The following is a 20,780-nucleotide window of genomic DNA, read 5'->3' on the forward strand; positions in this document are numbered from 1 at the left end:
CCACCAAATAATGAAACGCGATCCCCTGAATTTTGTTGCGGTCGGAGTAGGAAACTCCGCTTAAGCCTACATTGCATCCTTACTTAAAGCTCCATTTGAGAACTTTATTCGTGCTTCGAATGATCATGCCCATCATCTTTCAGGACGTTACCCATATAGATACGTATCGTTGAGCCTTGCTCTACTCTTGCTCCTGGTTTAGGGGCCTGATTAATTACGTATTTGCCACTGCCCGACTTCGCGAGCATAAAATTCATGTTGAGATCCTCGTACAAATCTTCCACTGTAGCCCCAGTAAGATCAGGAACCGTCACAATTTTGGTTTCACCATATTTGTACTCTTTCGCGAGCTGGTCCTTACGCACAGGCACTTTCATATAATGCAGCGAATCTTCCAGAATGTTTTGTACGATTGGGGCTGCAACAACACCGCCAAACTGAATCCCCTTCGGATTGTCTACAGCGGTGTACACCACGATCTGCGGATCATCAGCCGGAGCAAATCCAATAAACGAAACGATGTGTTCACTCGACGAATAACGACCATTAATAACTTTCTGGGCTGTACCTGTTTTACCTCCAACCCGGTAGCCATCGATAAAAGCTGGACGTCCTGTTCCTTTGGCCACGACACTTTCTAGTGCTTCTCGTACTTGTTTGGACGTATCCTCCGAGATGACTTGACGAACGAGTTCAGGCTGTACTTCTTCCAGTACCTCTCCGGTTTCTGGATGTACCCAGGCTTTCGTAACGTAAGGTTTATAGAGCTTCCCACCATTGATGGCAGCCGATACCGCTGCTACTTGTTGAATAGGAGTTACGGATACACCTTGCCCAAAGGCGGTCGTTGCAAGTTCAACAGGACCTACGTTTGCTAATTTGAAAAGAATACCACTTGCTTCTCCGCTAAGATCAATCCCGGTTTTGGCACCAAAACCGAAATTTTTAATGTAGGAGAACAACGATTCCTTACCAAGCTTCTGCCCCAAAGCAACAAATCCGGGGTTGCAGGAGTTCTCCACCACCTGAAGGAAAGTCTGGCTTCCATGTCCACCTTTCTTCCAACAGCGCAAGCGTGCTCCGCCGACTTCTACAAATCCGGGATCAAAAAATTGATCCTTTTGCAGATTTACCTTTTTTTCTTGCAACGCAGCAGCCAGTGTAATAATTTTGAAAGTTGAACCTGGTTCATACGTCATCCAGATGGGCAAGTTCCGGTTATAAATTTCTGAAGGATATTGCTGATAATCTGCCGGCTCGTAGCCCGGTCTGCTAGACATCCCTAGAATTTCGCCTGTTTTGGGATTCATTGCAATAGCCAAAGCGGAATTAGCCTGAAACTTAACCATCGCCTGATCCAATTCCCGTTCCATAATCGATTGAATGGATTTATCAATGGTCAGCTTGAGGTTGAGCCCGTCCTTCGGTTCCACATACTTCTCAGATGAGCCCGGCATGAGCCTTCCGGCCGCATCGGACAAGTAGGATACACTGCCATTTAAACCATTCAGCTTGTCGTCATATCTTTTTTCAACACCAGTCAGTCCCTGATTATCAATCCCTGTAAATCCGAGAATATGAGCAGCCAGATCATCATACGGATAGAAACGTTTGTTATCCTCGGCAACAACGATACCCGGGAGCTTCAAATCACGGATGCGCTGAGCTTTCTCCATCGTAATTTTGCGGCCACCGGGTTGTAGTCTTACAATCAATTCTCGTTTCTTGATGGTTGCCAGTACTTTCTCTTCTGTCATACCTAGTAGCGGTGCCAGCGCCCTGGCTGTGGTCTCCGCTTCTTTAACTTGAGCCGGGATCGCCATGATTGTTGGGGTTGTCACATTGTAGGCTAAAGATGTCCCGTTTCGATCCAGAATCTCTCCCCTTTTAGCTGTGTACGGAATATTACGACGCCAGGATTCTTCCGCTTTGGCCGATAGTTCCGGCCCTTTCCCCAACTGAACATAAGCAAGCCTGATGACCAAGGCCGAAAATAACATAACCAGAATTAACAAACTCCACAGCAACCTGCGGCGCAGATTCACACTTGTTCCCTTCACGAAAAGATCCCCCCACTCGTCCCAAAATCATGAACTGTCTCATTCATGAATATTCAGGACAACCGGGGGTTAGAACAAGCTGTCTATACAGTCTATGGCAGGGAAGCCCCTTCAGTGGCTGGTTTACCAGATGTTTCGTCTTGACCCTTTTGCTTGTCAGACTGACTCTGATTTGAGGCACTTCCCGGCGGATCATCCCCATCCGCTTTCCCCTCATCAGCTGTTTTCGTATTCTTGTCCTGGTTTTTCGCATTCGGATCAGAAGAATCTGGAGCTTCATCAGCTATACCGGTTACCGCTGCCTTCGCTGTCTGTAAGGTTAACTGTACCGTTCGTTGCTCACCCGATACCTGCTCCTTCTGTTTCACGACATATCCCTCACCCTTGACTGTTACGCCTACCTTCATCAGTGAGAGAACCTCCAACGCATCACGAAGCGATTCACCCGTCAGATCTGGAATCTTCATTTTACTGCTCTCTTCCGTCAGTAGGTAGACTCGTTGTCCTGGATTCATCGAAGCACCTGCTTGTGGATACTGGCGAATCACATTTTCACCCTGACCAAGCGTGACATAAGCAATTCCGGAGTTGAGAAGCTGGCTTCTGGCCTGTTTGGCCGTTTTACCACTCAAGTCTGGAGCCTTAGCCTGTACAACAGGAGCTTCTTTTGACTTTTTGTCTGTCGTTTTGGCTGTATCTTTCGGTATACCCATATATTGCAACGTCTGGCTCACAACCTTCTTGAACACTGGAGCCGCTGCAGTTCCTCCGCCAATGTTTGTGCCATCTGGCTGGTCAATCACAATCAACATCGCAATCTTCGGATTGTTGACTGGTGCAAATCCAATAAACGAAACGACGTCTTTGTTTTTGCTATACTGACCGTTGATAACTTTTCGCGCTGTCCCTGTTTTGCCTGCAACCCGGTATCCTTCAATATAGGCATTACGTCCTGTACCGATCGTCTGATCTGCTACGACCTGCTCCAGATACCCGCCAACAAGCTTGGCCGATTCTTTAGAGATGACCTGTCGAATCACTTTGGGTTTGATTGCTTCCGTTGTGCCATCATTCGGATTAATGATCTCCTTCACGAGATGGGGCTGGAGCAACTTACCGCCGTTTGCAATGGCCGAGATGGCTGATAACTGCTGGATCGGCGTCACTTGTACGAGACCGTGACCATATGCAGCGGTAGCAATCTCTGATTTGTATACCAAGGGTTTGATTGGCGAAGCCGCTTCACTTGGCAGGTCAATGCCCGTCTTTTTACCAAAACCGAACTGATCGATATAGTGACGCAGCCGCTCTCCCCCGAGCATGTTGTACCCCAGATTAACAAAAGCGATGTTACTGGAGCGTTTGACACCTTCAAGGTAAGAGATTCTTCCGTACGTATGTCCGTTATCACTAATCGGGAAACCACCGATGTATATGCGCTTGGATTCAAACGTTGCATTCGGATCAAACAGTTTTTCCTCCACGGCTCCCGCAAGTGTCACAATTTTGAACGTGGAACCTGGTTCATAGATCGACTGCGTTGCATGGTTGATAAAATTTTTCTGATCCGGTGTGCTCGCATACGTATTCGGATTAAAGGTCGGCCAGTTGGCCATCCCCAGAATCTCCATCGTGTTTGGATCAGCCGCAATGACGGTCATACTCAGCGGGTTATATTTCGCAATTGTCTCTTTCATTGCACTTTCAATGTAAAACTGGATCGTATCATCAATCGTCAGCTTCAGGTTTTTACCGTTTTTCGGAGGCAAATAATTATCCTGTGAATCCGGAAGTTTGATGCCTTTGGCATCCTTCTGGTAATTCAGGAAACCATCTGTGCCTGTCAGCACGTCATCATACGAGACTTCAAGCCCATTGACAGCTTTACCGTCACGACTCATATAACCTAGCACATGAGAGGCCAGCGACTCTTCCGGATAAAAACGTTTGGACTCCTGCGTCATGACGATCGCATTTTTTGCCTTGTGTTGCTCCTGAAGCTCTTCGCGCAACTCATTGACCTTTTCCGCAAGTGCAGGACTAATTTTGTATCCTTCACTGCGTACTTCGCGTTGTTGAAAAAAATCACCATCACTTTTTTTCGCTGTAACAAGAGCTCGCATCTCACTCTCGTTTTTCTTGAGCAGTGCCGATAGCTTCTTCGTCACTTCATCCTCAATACCTAGTTGATTAATCAAAAGCGGGTTAACCGAAACCGTGTAAGCCGGCGAATCCGTAGCAAGCACATTCCCGTTTCGATCCGTAATCGTTCCGCGAGCAGCCTTGATCGTCTGTTCCCTTTCGATAAGACCCGCCGCACGCTCCTGCCATTTGTCACCATTAACCACCTGAATGAAAAATATACGGGTTACGAGTACAAGAAAAAAGAGGGTAATGAATCCCCCTATTAACAACGTGCGCATTTTTATTCTTTTTACCATCGAAACACCTCTTTACTTGCCACTGGTTGCATTCGAGGATGATTCAGTACCTGTCGATGTATTCGTTGTTGAGCGTGGTACAAAAATAACATCCTTATCGGAAGCTTCCACGTAACCCAGTCTTTTTGCATTCTCGACAACCTGATTATTCAATGTTTCTCTCTCCACCTGTAAATCGGCAATGGTCTTCTCAGCCTCTTTAATTTTTACAATGGTCGACTGAGCCTGCTTGTTCAGTTCATAAATATGAGCGTAACGAGACATCAGGGCACCACCCACAATAATGACGGCTAAGAGTGTGATCAGGTATAAAAACTTTTCGCGGCCTGGCAGACCTGTGCGACGTGTCACAACTTTAGTAGTTTCCTTGTACCTTTGCTGCGTTACACGTTCCTGGGCTTTTTCTTTGACCGCTAGATTGCCACGTGTATATGCCATTTGAAGGCTCCTCCTCCTCTTTTGTTCTACAATTTCTCAGCTACACGCAGCTTGGCTGATCGCGCACGAGAGTTCTCGGTCAGTTCCGCTTCTGATGGAATCAACGGTTTTCGGTTCACGAGACGTAAAGTCCCTTTACCACCGCATACACATAACGGAAAGTCAGGTGGACATGTACATTTTTCAAGATAGCTGCTGAAGATCTGTTTACATATCCGGTCCTCAAGGGAGTGGAAGGTGATAACAGATACGCGCCCCCCTGGCGCTAAACAACGAACAGCCTGATGCAGTCCTTCTTCAAAAGCCCCCAGTTCATCATTTACAGCAATACGCAGCGCCTGAAAACTTCGCTTCGCAGGATGTCCACCTGTACGGCGGGCTGCTGCAGGAATACCCTCTTTGATCAATTCCACAAGTTCACCTGTCGTTTCGATCTCGGACTGGCTACGTCGACCCACAATAACACGAGCAATCCGTTTGGAAAATTTCTCTTCACCATAGCGATACAGAATTCGCGCAATCTCTTCTTCCGGCCATTCGTTCACTATCTCTTTGGCTGTCAGAAGTGCGTCCTGGTCCATACGCATATCAAGCGGTGCATCGTGATTGTAACTGAATCCGCGTTCTCCTTCGTCAAACTGTGGTGACGACACCCCAAGGTCATACAGAATTCCGTCGACCTGTGGTATACCGTCCTTCATAGGAACATCAAGGTCTTTGAGAACCTGCTCCAAATCTCTAAAATTGGTTTTCACCAATGTAACCTGGTTTTCATAAGCAGCGAGCTTCTCGCGTGCATTGTCCAAAGCCCAGTCATCCTGATCAAGTGCGATCAGACGTCCCCCCGGACCTAGCTTGGATGCAATCACGGAACTGTGTCCCGCCCCTCCTAAAGTGCAGTCCACGTATATACCGTCCTGCTTGATGTTTAATCCCTCGGTTGCCTCTTCTTTGAGTACGGTTATATGGTGAAACAACCTGCACCCCTCCTTACTTTATAAGTCAAAATTGAAATCGACCAGCTTTTCGGCAATGTCGTTGAATGCTTCTTCGGATTGATTAAAATAACTTTCCCATATGCCTTTGCTCCAAATCTCCACCCGGTTCGACACACCAAGAACAACGCAATCCTTGTCCAATTTGGCATACTCTCTCAGGTTACCCGGCAGATTTACCCTGCCCTGTTTATCCAGTTCACATTCAGTGGCACCTGAGAAAAAAAACCGGGTAAACGCACGTGCGTCGGATTTCATCAGCGGCAGTGCTTTCAGTTTCTGTTCCATGACCCCCCACTCCTCCATGGGGTACACGAAAAGACACTGGTCCAAACCTCGTGTGACAACGAAAGTGGATCCGAGAGATTCGCGGAATTTAGCCGGAATAATGACCCGACCTTTATCATCAATGCTATGTTGAAACTCGCCCATAAACATTGCCGCACTCACTCCCCCACCCATTTCCCCCACTTTGCCCCACTTTCCACCACCTAAGCATAATAGATTCGATTAAAAAAATCAAAACCCTTCTTGACTTTTCTGTTTTTTTATTTGATTTCACCGAAAAAAACGCCTTCGATCCTGTCATTCAGGACCAAAGACGTTTCCCGGTTACGGGTGATCGTATGTGCACCCGTACATGAGCCATATCGTCAATACACCATTCTACTACTTTTGAAACAGTTTATCCGTTTGTAATTATTGGATAACCCTTTAAAATTTCCAACTATCGAGGTACTTTTCTTGCTCAGCGGACAAAGAATCAATGGCAATATTCAGGCTCTCCAGCTTGTAACTCGCCACTTGCTGGTCAATTTCGTAAGGAACGTTCACTACGTTTTTACCAAGAGATTCATAGTTTTCGCTCACATAACGCAAACCTAGTGCCTGCAGTGCAAACGTAGTGTCCATGATCTCGGCCGGATGTCCGTCAGCAGCTCCCAGATTTACCAAGCGTCCCTCCGCGAGCAGATACATTTTACGACCATCTTTGAAACGGTACTCCTCAATGTTGCGACGAACGGTACGAATAGACTCAGAACGTTTGGCAAGCTCCGGTTTGTTAACCTCAACATCGAAGTGACCTGCATTACTCAGAATAGCTCCGTCTTTCATAACATCGTAATGTTCACCTGTAATAACGTCCTTGTTGCCTGTCACAGCAATAAAGAAATCACCCAACTTTGCTGCTTCCAGCATCGTCATAACCCGGAAACCATCCATATGTGCTTCCACGGCTTTGATCGGGTCGATTTCAGTTACAATGACATTGGCACCCAAACCTTTTGCACGCATAGCCACACCTTTACCACACCAGCCATACCCAGCTACGACAACATTTTTACCTGCAACCACCAGGTTCGTTGTCCGAATAATACCGTCAAAAGCGGATTGCCCAGTGCCATAGCGGTTATCAAACAAATACTTGCAATATGCGTCATTTACCGCAACCATCGGGAATTTCAGTTGTCCTTCTTTCGCCAGTGCCTTCAAACGAATAATGCCTGTTGTCGTTTCTTCTGCGCCCCCGCGAATCGTAGCTGCAAGATCAGGACGTTCGGAAGCAATAATGGTTGCAAAATCCCCACCATCATCAATAATGAGATCAGGCTTCACTTCAAGAGCACGGAGTTGCAGTGCTTTGAATTCAGCCGGCTCAGGGTTATATTTCGCATAAACAGTCACACCGTCTTCTACCAAAGCCGCACATACATCATCTTGAGTAGACAATGGGTTACTATGTGTGATCGTCACTTCAGCACCGCCAGCCTGAATGACTTTTGCCAGATATGCGGTTTTAGCTTCCAGGTGAAGACAAATCGCTACCTTTAGACCTTTAAAAGGCAAATCCTGTTCAAATTGACGACGAATCCGGTTTAAAACCGGCATATGCGCCTCAACCCAATCAATTTTCAAATGGCCCTCAGCAGCAAGTCCCATATCTTTGACGATGCTGTTTTGTAATGAAGATGTGGTCACTTTATCTCCTCCTCAAATGTGTTTCTTCTATTATAAAGATCAATATAGTCTAAATAGATACTTACAAGGATATAACCTTGTGTTCGCCCCGGAATTCAGCAGATGCTTTAATCAATTCCTCAATCCAGTCCGTTCCATAACGATTCAGGTAAAAGAGTGCATTATGTACTCGTTCCTGGGGTTTGCCCATTGGGAATAGAGCATTCTGAATACCGTTCCAATGCCTCAAACTCACTTGATGTTTATCCTCAATTGCCTTGCGAGTCTGACGTTCCAGATACTGAATCTGTTCATTCATTTTGGCTAAATTCGCTTCACCAATCCGGTTCAATCCGGGATGCACTTCTGCAACCTGATCCAATAGCGGACGATAGAGCGTCATAAACTGCTCACGGATCTGCGTGAATTGTTCATCAACTTGGAAGGTTTCCTGCTGCGTTAGCCATTGTGCTTTCTTTTCTTCCAGTTGGTTCTGTACATCCTGGAAAGAAAGTCCGTATTGTTTCATATATTTGTGTTGCACTTCCTCCATAATCGTGAAGGATAGACGAGGCAGTAATATCGGCATTTGTAGCCCAAAAGTACGGAACGCCTCACGTGTAAGACCCCAATATGCAATTTCTCCATGCCCTAAAATAACTGCAGCGACAGGCAACAATGAATCTTGCATCAAAGGACGGGTGAGTACGTTGTTACTAAAACGCTCAGGGTGATCTTCCAATTCTTGTAACAAACGTTCTTCTGTAAAGGAAACTAACCCCTTACGATCCTGATACAAGTTATCTTTCAGCATCAAAAGCAAACGGGTGCCTTCATGAATATAAAAGAGGTTGGCCCCATCTTCCGCCACTTCTGCTGATGTCGAATAACCCGCTTGTTCTACAAGCGATGCTCCTTGTAAATAGGCTTCCCGCAACGAATCATTCTTCCGGATCAACCGCTCGAATATGGGCTTTTCTAACTTACGCAATTCAGGATCGGCAGCATCCATGAGTACCAGTCCAGTCTTTGCAAACAAGGCCGATATCATTCGGGCAAACGCATCACTTAGATTTGTACTTGACTGATGGATTTCCGTAATCAGCTTTATTAATCCAGGCTTATGCATGGTATCAGGCAATAATTGTTCCACTTGATTCAACACCGTTTCCCACTGATCCCACTTTACTTCCACATAACTTACCGAATCCTTACCTTTAAAATGCCCTTGCAGTTTAACTTTGTGAATCTGTCCTTGCTTATCAGGCAAATACGTATGATTTACCTCATCCCAGTCATGGTCTTCTCCCGCAATCCAGAACACTGGAACTACAGGACGTTTCAATTGCTGTTCAGCTTCACGCGCAGCGGCGACCACACTGGCTGCTTTGTATATCACAAACAATGGTCCGGTGAACAAGCCACTCTGTTGTCCACCTGTAACGACGAGTGCATCTTCTTCAACTAGGCGGGTAATCGAAGCATGAACCTTGTCATGATCATTTACTCGCTTATTATATAAACGTAAATACGCCGCCAGTTCATGACGGTCAACACGTGTATGCTCCGATTGTTTCAGCCATTCAGCACGCGCGTGGAGGCCGTTTTCCCAGCGAATGTCATATTCATAAAGGCTTCGCGCAGCATCTGTCGTACAGAGATAATCCTCTGCAAGCTTTGATCCGCTGCGGAGCGCCTCGGTGATCCCTTTCATGAGGTCTGCCTCCTATTCTGCTTCTAAAGAGCCTTCCTTGATTGTACCGAATTCAGTAGCTCTTCGTCAAAACAAAGTCACAAATATATGAAAAAAACCGCCGATTTAAATCGGCGGTTATGATGTATATAATAGCATATTCGTTTTTCGAAACTATTATACGTAAGGTTCTGAAACCCAGTGTCCTTTGGAAACCTCAATCAATTGAGCATTTTCCAAATTATACGGATCATTTTTAGGACCGCCCGAAGCATTCTGGATTGGTCCAGATTGTTCATCTGGCAATAAAATGCGGCGTTTATTTGCTTCTACTTCCGGATCCGGAACAGGGATCGCAGAAAGCAATGTTTTGGTGTATGGGTGAATTGGATTCGCGTACAGTTCTTCACTCTCGGCCAATTCTACCACTTTACCCATATACATAACCGCAACACGGTCACTGATATGTTTAACCATGGACAAGTCATGCGCGATAAAGAGATACGTCAATCCGAGACGTTGCTGCAACTCCTCAAGCAATTTAACGACCTGAGCTTGAATGGATACATCCAGCGCAGAAAGCGGCTCATCACAGATGATAAATTTCGGATCAACAGCAAGAGCACGCGCAATCCCGATCCGCTGTCTTTGTCCACCGGAAAATTCATGCGGATAACGCAAAGCATGACTTGGATTAAGACCTACGAGGTCCAACAACTCTTCTACACGTCTCTTACGCTCTTTAGAGCTTGTTGCCAGCCCGTGAATATCCAAAGACTCTCCGATAATATCCATAACGTTAAAACGCGGGTTCAGTGAGGCATACGGATCCTGGAAAATCATCTGCATGTCTTTACGCATTTCTTTCATCTTGCGTGGGGACAATTTGTAAATATCCGTACCATTGAAGTTCACACTTCCGCCAGTTGGCTCATAAAGGCGCAGAATGGTGCGTCCAGTCGTCGATTTCCCGCAACCTGACTCACCTACAACACCAAGTGTTTCTCCTTCAAAGATGTCGAAGCTCACATCGTTTACAGCTTTAAGGATGTTACCTTTGCCAAGGTTAAAGTATTGTTTCAGATTTTTCACTTGAACCAAAGGTTTGTTACTTCCTTTGACAATACCAGCCGGAGTTGGCTTTTCTTTTTTCGGCTCGTCCAGACGCGGGAGAGCGTTCAACAATTTAATCGTATAAGGATGTTGTGGGTTACTGAAAATCTCAGCTGTTGTCCCTGTTTCTACAACTTCGCCTTCCTTCATGACAACCACACGGTCACACATGCCGGCTACAACGCCAAGATCATGCGTAATCAGCATAATGGATGTACCAAGCTTTTTCTGCATGTCTTTCATGACATCCAGAATTTGTGCCTGAATGGTAACGTCGAGTGCCGTTGTCGGCTCATCTGCTATCAGCAAAGATGGACGACAAGCAAGTGCAATTGCAATCATCGCACGCTGACGCATACCACCAGAGAATTGGTGCGGATAATGATTCATACGAATCGCTGCATTTTTAATTCCTACAAGTTCAAGCATCTCAAGAGCAGCTTTGTTCGCTGCTTGCTTGGACATGTTTTGGTGTTTACGCAATACTTCGGTAATCTGTTTACCAATTTTAATCGTAGGATTCAAGGAAGTCATTGGATCCTGGAAGATCATACCAATATCTTCACCACGAATGGCTTCCATTTGTTTATCTGTCTTATTCAGCAAATCTTGCCCGTGAAACGTAATATCTCCGCTCTTAACCTTCGAAGGCGGGGAAGGGATCAATTTCATGATCGTCTGGGCGGTAACACTCTTACCACTACCGGATTCACCTACGATCCCCAGTGTTTCTCCTTTGCCAATTTCGAAACTCACATTTTTAACGGCATCAAATTCACCCGAGCGCGTCGAAAACGATACACTTAAGTCTTTGACTGTTAAAATCGGCTCCATAATCCCACCTCCTCTTTCTATTTACGTAATTTCGGATCAAGTGCGTCCCGCAGTCCATCACCGAGCAAATTAAATGCAAGCATTGTAATAACCATCAAACCAGCCGGGAACCACATCCGCCATGGATACAGTGTCCAGCCTGTAAGTGCATCGTTAATCATGGATCCAAGGGAAGATCTTGGTGCAGATACACCCAGACCGAGGAAGCTCAAGAACGCTTCTGCAAAGATCGCATTTGGAATAGACAATGTCAATGTAACGATAATCGGTCCAACCGCATTTGGCAACAAGTGGCGGAACAATTGACGTCCAGTACTTGCACCCATCGATCTTGCAGCAAGGATAAAGTCTCTATTTTTCAGTTGCATAATCTCACCACGTACAATCCATGACATACTAATCCAGCCTGTAATGGTAAGCGCAATAATAATCGTTGTAAGACTTGGCTCCAAAACAACCAGCAACAGGATAACTACAAGCATGTAAGGCAAAGAGTACAAAATCTCGGAAAACTTATTCATAATTCCGTCAACTCGTCCGCCATAGTAACCCATGATCGCACCGTAGATAACCCCGATCACAAGGTCAATCAGGGCCGCAGCAAGACCTACAGTCAAGGAAACACGTGCACCGACCCATGTTCTTACCCATACATCACGACCCAGATCATCCGTGCCGAACCAGTGTTCCGCACTGGGAGCAGCATTCGAATTAAGCAAGTCATTAGAATAATAATTGTACTTCGTAAACAAAGAAGTTGGTCCAAATATAGCAAACAGTACAACAAGCACCAGCACACTAAGGCTAATCATTGCAGCTTTATTCGTTGCCAGTCTGTACATTGCGTCTCTAAAAAGGGAAATACTTTCTTGCGGCTTCACCGCTGCCTGACTGTTCAGGTCAGTGTTCGCCGTTCCATTATTGTTATTATTCGTGCCAGACAACGTTATGCCCCCTTCCGGCTTTCCAGCTTAATTCTAGGATCTACCAATACGTAAGCGATATCTGTAAGGAAACGTGCAAACATCAAGAGAATACCGTAGAAAATAGTAATCCCCATAATCATGGTGTAGTCACGGTTTGTGATACTCTCCACAAACACTTTACCGATTCCGCCAATGTTAAAGATTTGCTCAATAACAACAGAACCTGTGATAACGTTAGCGGTCATTGGACCTACATACGTAACAACTGGCAAAATACCGTTCCGTACAACGTGCTTAAACATGATGGCAGGCCATTTCAAACCTTTAGCTTTCGCGGTTTTAATGTAGTCTGCATGTAGAACTTCCAGCATGCTTGAACGCGTTAGACGTGCGATAAAGGCAATTGGTGATGCAGATAGAGCGGCAACCGGAAGCACATAGTCAAGCGGACCATCAAAGCCCATAACGTTGAACCATCCGAGTTTGAATGCAAACACATACTGCAATAAGGATGCGAGCAAGAAGCTTGGTACAGCAATCCCGATAACAGCAAGAACCATCGTTACATCATCAATTAGTTTGCGATGATACACTGCTGCAAGAAGTCCCAGCAGAACCCCTACAATAATGGAAATAACGATCGCAAAAATACCAATTTTCAAGGATGCTGTGAATGTTTTCGTAATCATGTCTGTGACACCTTGGTTGAGGTAGTTCATCGAAACCCCAAAGTCGCCTTGTACAATATCACCAATGTATTTGAAGTATTGTACATACATCGGCTTGTCCAGACCATATTTCTCTTCAAGAAGGGCCCGAATCTCAGGTGATACTCTTTTCTCCGATGTAAAAGGGTCACCAGGAATGGCTTTCATCAGGAAGAAAGTCATCGATGCGAGTATGAAAAGCGATAGCAGCATAAATAGCAGTTTTTTCAAAACGTACTTAACCAACCCTTGCACACCTCCACAAACAATATTTTGTATACAAATCGATTGTAGAATCAGACCGCAATAAAGTCCAATCCATTTATCGGAAATTTCAAGAATTATAAGGAAAATCAACGCACATACAAAAAAATCGGGATATATATGGAATTCCACATATATATCCCGAAGCAATCATATTAGACTTCAGAACAAACTTACTTCTCTTCCAGATATGCACGAGTGAAGTCAATTGCTCCACTGAAATCAAGTTGTACACCTTTCAGGTAAGGCTTAGTCAAAGATACGTTAGTGTAGTAGTAAACTGGCATTACGCCCATTTCATCTTGAATCAGAACTTTTTCTGCATCAGCAAAAGCAGCCATACGTTTAGCTACATCTGTTGTTTTCACAGTATCTTCGAGGTCTTTATCATACTGTGCATTGCTGAACTTAGAGTCGTTGTTTGTGTTTCCAGTTTTCCACATTTCCAAGAAGTTGAACGGATCGTTGTAGTCCGCAGACCAGCCCGCACGAGCGATTTGGAAGTTTTGTTTCTGACGGTTATCCAGAAAGACTTTCCACTCTTGGTTTTCTGTTTTCACATCAACACCAAGATTCTTTTTCCACATATCAGCAATGGCCAAAGCGATTTTCGCGTGACCGTCACTTGTGTTGTAGATCAAAGTGACTGCAGGCAGAGTAGTATAACCTTCTTCTTGCATACCTTCAGCAAGCAACTTTTTAGCTTCATCTACATTTTCAGTAAAGTAATCATCTTTGTGCTCCGTACGGAATTCTTCTTTTTCACCACGGATACCAGGAGGTACAAAACCGAATGCTGGAATTTGTCCACCTTGTGTTACTTTATCAACAATCAGTTGACGCTCAATGGACATTGCAAATGCTTTACGAATTTTAGCGTTGTTAAACGGTGCTTCATTTACGTTAAACTGGTAGTAATAAGTACTTGCAATACCAGTAGCTTTAAACTCGTTTGGCAGTTCAGCTTTCAAAGAAGGAATTTGGTCAGAAGGGATCTCACCGTTAGGTGCACCTGTGTAGTCCAATTGTCCTGATTTGTAAGCTTGCAGTTCGGAAGCACTGCTGTTTGTCAAAGACATATCAATTTCAGACAATTTAATGTCGGATGCTGCATGGTAACCATCGTTTTTCTTCACAACAATTTTTTGACCTTTAGCGTATTGATCCATTACAAATGGTCCGTTAACGATCATGTTTTTGAAGTCAGAGAAGAATTTATCGTTAGTGTCAGCAGATTTGTGTACTGGATAGTACGTATAGAATGCTGTCAGACCCAAGAAGTAAGGAGTTGGGTTTTCCAAAGTTACTTCAAGTGTGTGCTCATCCGTAGCTTTCACACCTACTTGGGAGAAATCAGTGATTTTAGTACCTTTGAAGTTTGCATCTTTGCTCATGTTAAAGCCTTCAGCACCCTTAATGTAGTACAATTGGTATGCGTAAGGAGAAGCTGTTTCCGGTTTCAAAGCACGTTCCCAAGAACGAACGAAATCTTCAGCCGTTACAGGATCACCGTTGCTCCATTTTGCATCTGGGTTCAGGTTGAACACGTATTTCAAACCATCTTCAGAAATTTTCCAGTCTTTAGCAACACCAGCAGCTTCTTTGCCGTTTTCATCGATGCGTACAAGACCTTCATACAAGAATTTCAAAACTGTGTTAGTTTGGCTGTCTTTGGCTTGAGCCGGGTCAAACGTAGGAGGTTCAGCTGACAAGTTAATTTTCAGAACTTGATCTTTGGCAAGACCCTTTTCTCCGCTTGCAGAATTGTTATCTGGTGTGGTACCTGTGCCTTCATTTTTCGATCCGCACGCTGCAAGTACGGTACCGAACGCCAAGATCAGCGTCAAAAGGACTAATAGACTTTTCCTTTTCATCTAACTTTTCCCCCTAAATTGATGTGGTTTATGTTTATAGATTATACAACCACCGGTCAAAAAAATCTACATTACTTTTTCAGAAAGTAATGTTTTTTTCAGTTTTCGACAAAATCGCCACATTTTTTCGGGATTTTGCGTTATGTAACCTCACATCTGATTCATAATGTATCTAAATAATCCAAATAAAGTAAACAAAACATATCCAAAACTCATCATCACAAACGATATGCGCCATACGGCCCGGAACATTCTTCCCCCATCGACCTTTCCTTTTAGTCGATTTTGCGCACCTCCGATAAAACCAAGCGCTATTAGTATGAGTATTAATGTCAGATAAAAACCAAAATTCGAATCAAATGTTAAGTTGAATAACGCAGACACGGAGAAAATAAGGAAAAATGTAGTGACGTCCATAGCTGCTCGCAATGCAATCGCCTTATCTTTCTTCCATACCATCATGCCCCAATACACGAGTAAAAAAGGAAAAAAGGGCAATAAACTCAATACGATGAAAAACCCCATTAACTCACCCCTTCTGATTGCATCCCTTGAATCAAATGAAAAAGCATTTCATGTGTAGGTACCTTCAGATTGAACTCCTTTGCCATTCTGATAATTGATCCGTTAATTGATTCAACCTCTGTTATGCGTTTATGTAGTACATCTGCCAGCATGGAGGACGTATTCGAAGCAGTGTCGCGGCATACCCCCTGAATTTGATCCCATAAATCGCCTTCCAATTGTACGTTCATAGCTCCATACACGGTCATTGCCTCATCATACAACTGGTGCATAATGCTAACTCGTTCCTTCATGTGAAGCAATTCACCATTGGGGATTCTCCATATTGCCGTAAGCGGGTTGATAACCGCATTAATGAGCAGTTTTCTGTATATCAGCTTATCGATTTCATTCGACACTGTACAGTCAAATCCTGCCTGTTGCACAACCCTGGCTAAAGTAAATATTTGTTGTTCATCTATTATTCCCACGTTCATTTTCGCCAAACTCATACTCAGGCCCAAATGTGTTTTTCCGTAACCTGCCCGGTTCACCTCACCCTTGGTACGTTTAGCCCCTTCGGTTGTAATCGCACTGCACAGCAATGCACTCGGCAAAGCAGCCTGTAGCTTCTCCAGATGACCAAGACCATTTTGATAACAAGCAATCTTGAATGGCTGCCGTATCTCTAACGTTAACGTTGCTGCCTGTTCAATAAAATCATTAATATGAGTTTGCTTCACAGTAAGCAGCATCCAGTCTCCAGGTGTCTTGTTCCAATGATTCGCCAGTTGGGATATCGGGTAAGCTTGAATCTCGTACGGCCTGATGTGAATTTCCGCATCCTTCTCGGTAATCCTAATTCCGTCTCGTTTAAGCTGATCGGCCTGCACTGATGTTCTAGTCCAAAAACGTACTCTTTCACCCGATGCTTGCAACTTCCCTCCATATAGAAGTCCTAGCGAACCTGCTCCTACTACATCTATAATCATCTGATCCCCCTGTTCTGGTCATTTCCTGTACCTTTTGAATCAAACCGAAAAATCTTCTTCTATAATAGTACAAAATGCACACAACTAAAAACCCGTCATACCAGCCGTATGATTACGGAGGTTTGGCGGGCAAATATTACAAGGTTACTTTAATTTTGAATATCGCTACTCGATTCGTTCCAGATTTCCGTTAGCATCCATTTTGAACCTTGTCTTGAGTTCTTCTTCTTCTTCGGATAAAAAAGCAAGCCTGCGTGCACGATCCATAATCTGGATCAATGCTTTGTAATCATCGTTCACGACACGATAATCGGTTTGAACCTCATTAACTTCTTTGGAAAGTCGGTCGTTCTCACAACGTAATTCAAGCAATTCGTCTTCCTTCTCACGCAATTCCTTCTCAAGCATTTTAAGCTGACGATTGCTCTCCTGTGCAGTTCCTTTCCACTGCCTTAGGAAACGGATGACCGCATCCATAGATAGGGTTTCATCTGACACACCTTCCGTCTTAAAGAGACCTTCCTCGGCGTCTAATGTTGCCAGTGCAGCAACCTGTGGACCAAGCATTGCCGGCTGTTTTCTAAGATAGCTCCGCTTCTGCCTTTGTGCTTTAGCATTGCTGATCGCTGATTCATACTTCTTACGCACACAGCTGTTCCAACGGAACCCACAGGCGGCCGAAGTTCTGCCTATTTTTTCTCCCACTTCTTCAAAAGCGGCTAGCTGCGTACTGCCTTCCCGAATATGACGCAATGTAACCTCTGCCAAAATCAAATCATCCTCTGTGCTCCAAGCATCCTGTCTCACTGCAGTCATGCTATAATACCCTCCTAACACCATCCTGAAATAACCGTCCCCATAACCGGTAACCCGTTATGTGAATTAGGTATAAAAGTTGCTTTACTCAATCTTATGCCTCTCATAGAGTTCATAGAATTGATTTCATACTAAAATGTATTTCCACATTCAGGTTCCCTCATACGTGATCGGTATAATTCTGAACACTTTAATCCTAAGCTAATAAAAAAAGAATTCGCTTTCATACCCAAATTTGTTTACACGTTTTTCCTTTGTCGGTATAATATTATGTAGACAATCTATGAACGTACATAAGAGAGGAGGATTTACCGTGGCACGCATGTTTCGGGTACTCGGGTTCTTCACGCTTGCGATTGGCCTGATGGCTTTTGCAGGAGACTTAGTTGAAATGGCTTTGCTTTTCTTCCTGCAGACTGCGTTTTTTGTCCTTTTGGGATACTTGAAGTTTACAGAACGTACGTATATATTGCTCTTCTGGGGTTATATGATCGTAACGTTCACAGGGTTCAGCTACTGGACTGTATTTCAAATGGGACTGCCGCTCTAATCCGCCAGCAGCATCAAAACAATCCGGCTCTTGTCGGATTGTTTTTTTGTTGTCAGATTACATATGAAGATATAATGGTATGTAACCACTAAGGATATTTTTCGTATGGATTTCATATATTGTTTGGAAGAGTTCTCATCTGCATGATTTTACAAGGATGAAAGAAAGGAGAATGATTGTGAAGCATCGATATGGCCTAATCGCCATCTTGTTCATTATCATATTGTTTGTGCAATCCGCCTCATCATACGTTTATGGAGAGACTTCGCCCGAAGACACGCAAGCCATTCTTCAAAAAACATTATCTATTGTAGAGATTGATCATGAAATTAAACGTATTAGTGAACAGCAGACGCAATTAGCCAAGCAACATGAGACATTATCTGCCCAACTGCTACAACAGGAAAAGGAAATACATATCCAGCAAGAACGGGCCGGAGCTGTCGTAAGATCCTATTACACAGGAGAGCGCGATAGCCTGCTCATGACAGTGCTTGGAGCAAGATCATTTAAGGATTTGTTTGTTCTATATGACTACTATCAAATCATCATTGGTAAAGATCAAGCTGTTTTGGACAAGTATCAGACTCGCTATAATGAATTGCAACATACGTCTGATCGAATCCGCCAAACCTCTATGGAGCTTACCCAGATGAAAACCAATCTGGAAAACCAGCGAACAAGGGTGGCCCTGCTGCAAAAAGAAGTGGATAAGCAAATAACCGCCAGCGGTGACGCGGCAGCTATTCAAAAATTAATGAATGAATTAACGCTGTATTGGGAGAACGTGGGCATTTACGAGGTAAAACGTTATTTCAAGGCATTGGCGTCAGCCATGCAAAACTTGCCTGATTTTGTACAAAAACAAAACGGAGCGATATCCACCACAGGAACAACCTATACCATTCGTATTGCTCAGGACGAACTAAATACGTTTCTGCGTTCACAAAATGAAATTTTTAACGATTTTGCGTTCACATTTGATTCGAATAAAATTACAGCTTCGGGTAAGCGTGATCAGTTGCAATTAAGCATTGAAGGTCACTATACGGTCGAGAACGAACCGCAAAATTCAATTCGTTTTCATGTGGATAAGCTGGTGTTCAATCAGCTTGAACTGCCTGACACAACACGCAACATGTTGGAGAAAGAGTTTGATCTCGGTTTTTATCCGCAAAAAATTCTGTCCTTTGTCAAAGCTACGGATGTTTCTACAGATGAAGGGGTTTTGGAAGTGAAATTAGCAATTTCATTCTAGGGGTTAACCGTTTTTCTGATGCTGCTCACATACTGGGCAGCACTGATCTCCCCTTCGAGAACCTGTTGAACCCGTTTTTGAAAACGTTCGATCATCGTTTTGTTTTCAATCCATTGTACCGGAGACTCTTTGCCAAACCAGGGTTGATTTAGAACCATACTGTACCGACTTCTAACCTCCCCAACTTCCTTCTCACTCTCTTGTTGTCTTGCAGGCAAACGTTTGGTTTGTTTATACCACTTTTTCTGCGTTACTGCCGAAGCCATGCCTTCAATCCACCGACTTGCTGCATCGGCTTCCGTAGTTCCTGCTGTAATGACCAGACTTCTGGATTCTACCGCCCGCAAAGCCTGCAAAGAGACAGGTGAACTAAACGTCCCCCGACCTTTGGCAACCTCATCTGCATGTAAAATACGAGATAGTGTAGATACAAACATCGGAGTTTGCACCTTATAATCCGAAGCAGATAATACTGGATCTACTGACATAGTCACAATATGGGGTTGAAGCTCGCCGAGTAAGCTTACCCCCTGTTGAAATTCATTTGTCATAGAGGTAAGTTGCATGGTTAGTATCTGGTCGGGACTCATTCCTGGCGGCAAATAACTCAACCACGCACTTGCTTCGTAAATATCATCTATATTTAACGAAATCAAAGGTGCGCTCTTTGTTTGAGATTCCTTGATCAATTTGGACCATTGCTCCCTATTCTGTGGAAAGCCCTGCAATCCAGCCTCATTCAAGTATGAGGGTATTATTCCCATCACATAAGGATCTACATCAAAGGGCATTGCCCATTGATATCCATTCCACTCTGTCATTCCTCGCAACTCAGCAGCTGAATCACCAAGAGCTTTGGAAAGCGTTGTCGCATTCAAAGGAAGCAAATATCCTTTTCTGGCATAATGTTGTACTTGGTCACTATCCAATAAAATAATATCTCCGTTCTCTCCCAAAGAAAACTCCCGATCCAGCACCTCTTTATACTCCTTCGGTTCCACATTGCGGAGATTAACCTCAACATAAATAGAAGCCGCTACTTCTTTAGCCACTTTTTGAAAAGACGCAAACTCCTCTTCTGACATAGATACCAATACATCGAGAGGGGCACTTGTATCCTCATTACGGGATGAAACACCCGTGTATGTATCTTTCTCTTGATTTCGTCCCTGATTATGCTGCGAACCTCTAAAATCAAAGCTAGGTGAAAGGATGGTTAGCGAAAGCAGTAAAACTGCAAATAAAACAACCTGATGTCTACGCTTCATTCACTCTCCCCCTTGAAATAACTTGTTTTATATTTTCTCGCAACCATTATTGTAACAAATATGTAGTGCTCTTGTCCTACCCTGCCAA

17 protein-coding genes are annotated in these 20,780 nt (G+C 44.2%); 2 read left to right on the forward strand and 15 right to left on the reverse strand.

All coding sequences use genetic code 11. The features are described from left to right. Positions 1–104: 104 nt before the first annotated feature. From ACT89M_RS19820 to ACT89M_RS19885, 14 genes are all read right to left on the reverse strand, one after another. Complete coding sequence (locus tag ACT89M_RS19820; protein ID WP_373323255.1) at positions 105–2,000, reverse strand: stage V sporulation protein D; 1,896 nt, start codon at positions 1,998–2,000, stop codon at positions 105–107. Between the two features lie 152 nt (positions 2,001–2,152). Next, positions 2,153–4,501: a penicillin-binding transpeptidase domain-containing protein gene (locus tag ACT89M_RS19825; protein WP_154888099.1), complete on the reverse strand. Its 2,349-nt coding sequence runs from the start codon at positions 4,499–4,501 to the stop codon at positions 2,153–2,155. 12 nt (positions 4,502–4,513) lie between these two features. Then, positions 4,514–4,939, reverse strand: a complete 426-nt coding sequence (locus ACT89M_RS19830; RefSeq protein WP_145332060.1) for a hypothetical protein — start codon at positions 4,937–4,939, stop codon at positions 4,514–4,516. Positions 4,940–4,965: 26 nt separating this feature from the next. Continuing rightward, entirely contained in the window at positions 4,966–5,916 is a 951-nt protein-coding gene (gene rsmH, locus ACT89M_RS19835) for a 16S rRNA (cytosine(1402)-N(4))-methyltransferase RsmH (RefSeq protein ID WP_154888097.1), read from the reverse strand. Positions 5,917–5,934: 18 nt separating this feature from the next. After that, positions 5,935–6,372 (reverse strand): division/cell wall cluster transcriptional repressor MraZ, encoded by a 438-nt coding sequence (mraZ, locus tag ACT89M_RS19840; RefSeq protein WP_154888632.1) that lies wholly within the window; start codon positions 6,370–6,372, stop codon positions 5,935–5,937. Between the two features lie 276 nt (positions 6,373–6,648). Then, the gene (locus ACT89M_RS19845; RefSeq protein WP_154888095.1) at positions 6,649–7,914 is read right to left on the reverse strand and encodes an adenosylhomocysteinase; all 1,266 of its coding nucleotides are present in this window, start codon (positions 7,912–7,914) and stop codon (positions 6,649–6,651) included. A 61-nt stretch (positions 7,915–7,975) separates the two neighbouring features. After that, positions 7,976–9,607, reverse strand: coding sequence for a bacillithiol biosynthesis cysteine-adding enzyme BshC (bshC, locus tag ACT89M_RS19850; protein WP_308722817.1), 1,632 nt, complete (start codon positions 9,605–9,607; stop codon positions 7,976–7,978). A gap of 156 nt (positions 9,608–9,763) precedes the next feature. After that, positions 9,764–11,533 (reverse strand): ABC transporter ATP-binding protein, encoded by a 1,770-nt coding sequence (locus ACT89M_RS19855; protein WP_487344784.1) that lies wholly within the window; start codon positions 11,531–11,533, stop codon positions 9,764–9,766. 17 nt (positions 11,534–11,550) lie between these two features. Continuing rightward, on the reverse strand, positions 11,551–12,432 hold the full coding sequence (locus ACT89M_RS19860) for an ABC transporter permease (protein WP_373323256.1): 882 nt from the start codon (positions 12,430–12,432) through the stop codon (positions 11,551–11,553). Positions 12,433–12,479: 47 nt separating this feature from the next. Beyond that, positions 12,480–13,412, reverse strand: a complete 933-nt coding sequence (locus tag ACT89M_RS19865) for an ABC transporter permease (protein ID WP_154888087.1) — start codon at positions 13,410–13,412, stop codon at positions 12,480–12,482. A 191-nt stretch (positions 13,413–13,603) separates the two neighbouring features. Beyond that, entirely contained in the window at positions 13,604–15,304 is a 1,701-nt protein-coding gene (locus ACT89M_RS19870; protein ID WP_154888085.1) for a peptide ABC transporter substrate-binding protein, read from the reverse strand. A gap of 150 nt (positions 15,305–15,454) precedes the next feature. After that, positions 15,455–15,829, reverse strand: coding sequence for a DUF3397 domain-containing protein (locus ACT89M_RS19875; RefSeq protein WP_253492593.1), 375 nt, complete (start codon positions 15,827–15,829; stop codon positions 15,455–15,457). Continuing rightward, complete coding sequence (locus ACT89M_RS19880) at positions 15,829–16,800, reverse strand: ketopantoate reductase family protein (RefSeq protein ID WP_154888081.1); 972 nt, start codon at positions 16,798–16,800, stop codon at positions 15,829–15,831. The genes ACT89M_RS19875 and ACT89M_RS19880 overlap by 1 nt, the downstream gene beginning before the upstream one ends. Before the next feature lie 165 nt (positions 16,801–16,965). After that, on the reverse strand, positions 16,966–17,616 hold the full coding sequence (locus ACT89M_RS19885) for an RsfA family transcriptional regulator (RefSeq protein WP_090923771.1): 651 nt from the start codon (positions 17,614–17,616) through the stop codon (positions 16,966–16,968). A 313-nt stretch (positions 17,617–17,929) separates the two neighbouring features. Between ACT89M_RS19885 and ACT89M_RS19890 the strand changes: the two genes are divergently transcribed. Together ACT89M_RS19890 and ACT89M_RS19895 are read left to right on the forward strand one after the other, a co-directional pair. Continuing rightward, positions 17,930–18,166, forward strand: a complete 237-nt coding sequence (locus ACT89M_RS19890; protein ID WP_090923772.1) for a DUF2626 domain-containing protein — start codon at positions 17,930–17,932, stop codon at positions 18,164–18,166. Positions 18,167–18,344: 178 nt separating this feature from the next. Beyond that, complete coding sequence (locus tag ACT89M_RS19895; RefSeq protein WP_154888079.1) at positions 18,345–19,424, forward strand: hypothetical protein; 1,080 nt, start codon at positions 18,345–18,347, stop codon at positions 19,422–19,424. Here ACT89M_RS19895 and ACT89M_RS19900 read toward each other — a convergent pair. Further along, the gene (locus ACT89M_RS19900) at positions 19,421–20,692 is read right to left on the reverse strand and encodes an ABC transporter substrate-binding protein (protein ID WP_154888077.1); all 1,272 of its coding nucleotides are present in this window, start codon (positions 20,690–20,692) and stop codon (positions 19,421–19,423) included. The genes ACT89M_RS19895 and ACT89M_RS19900 overlap by 4 nt on opposite strands. Positions 20,693–20,780 lie beyond the last annotated feature (88 nt).

The sequence above is a fragment of the Paenibacillus sp. NN59 genome, from assembly GCF_057597225.1.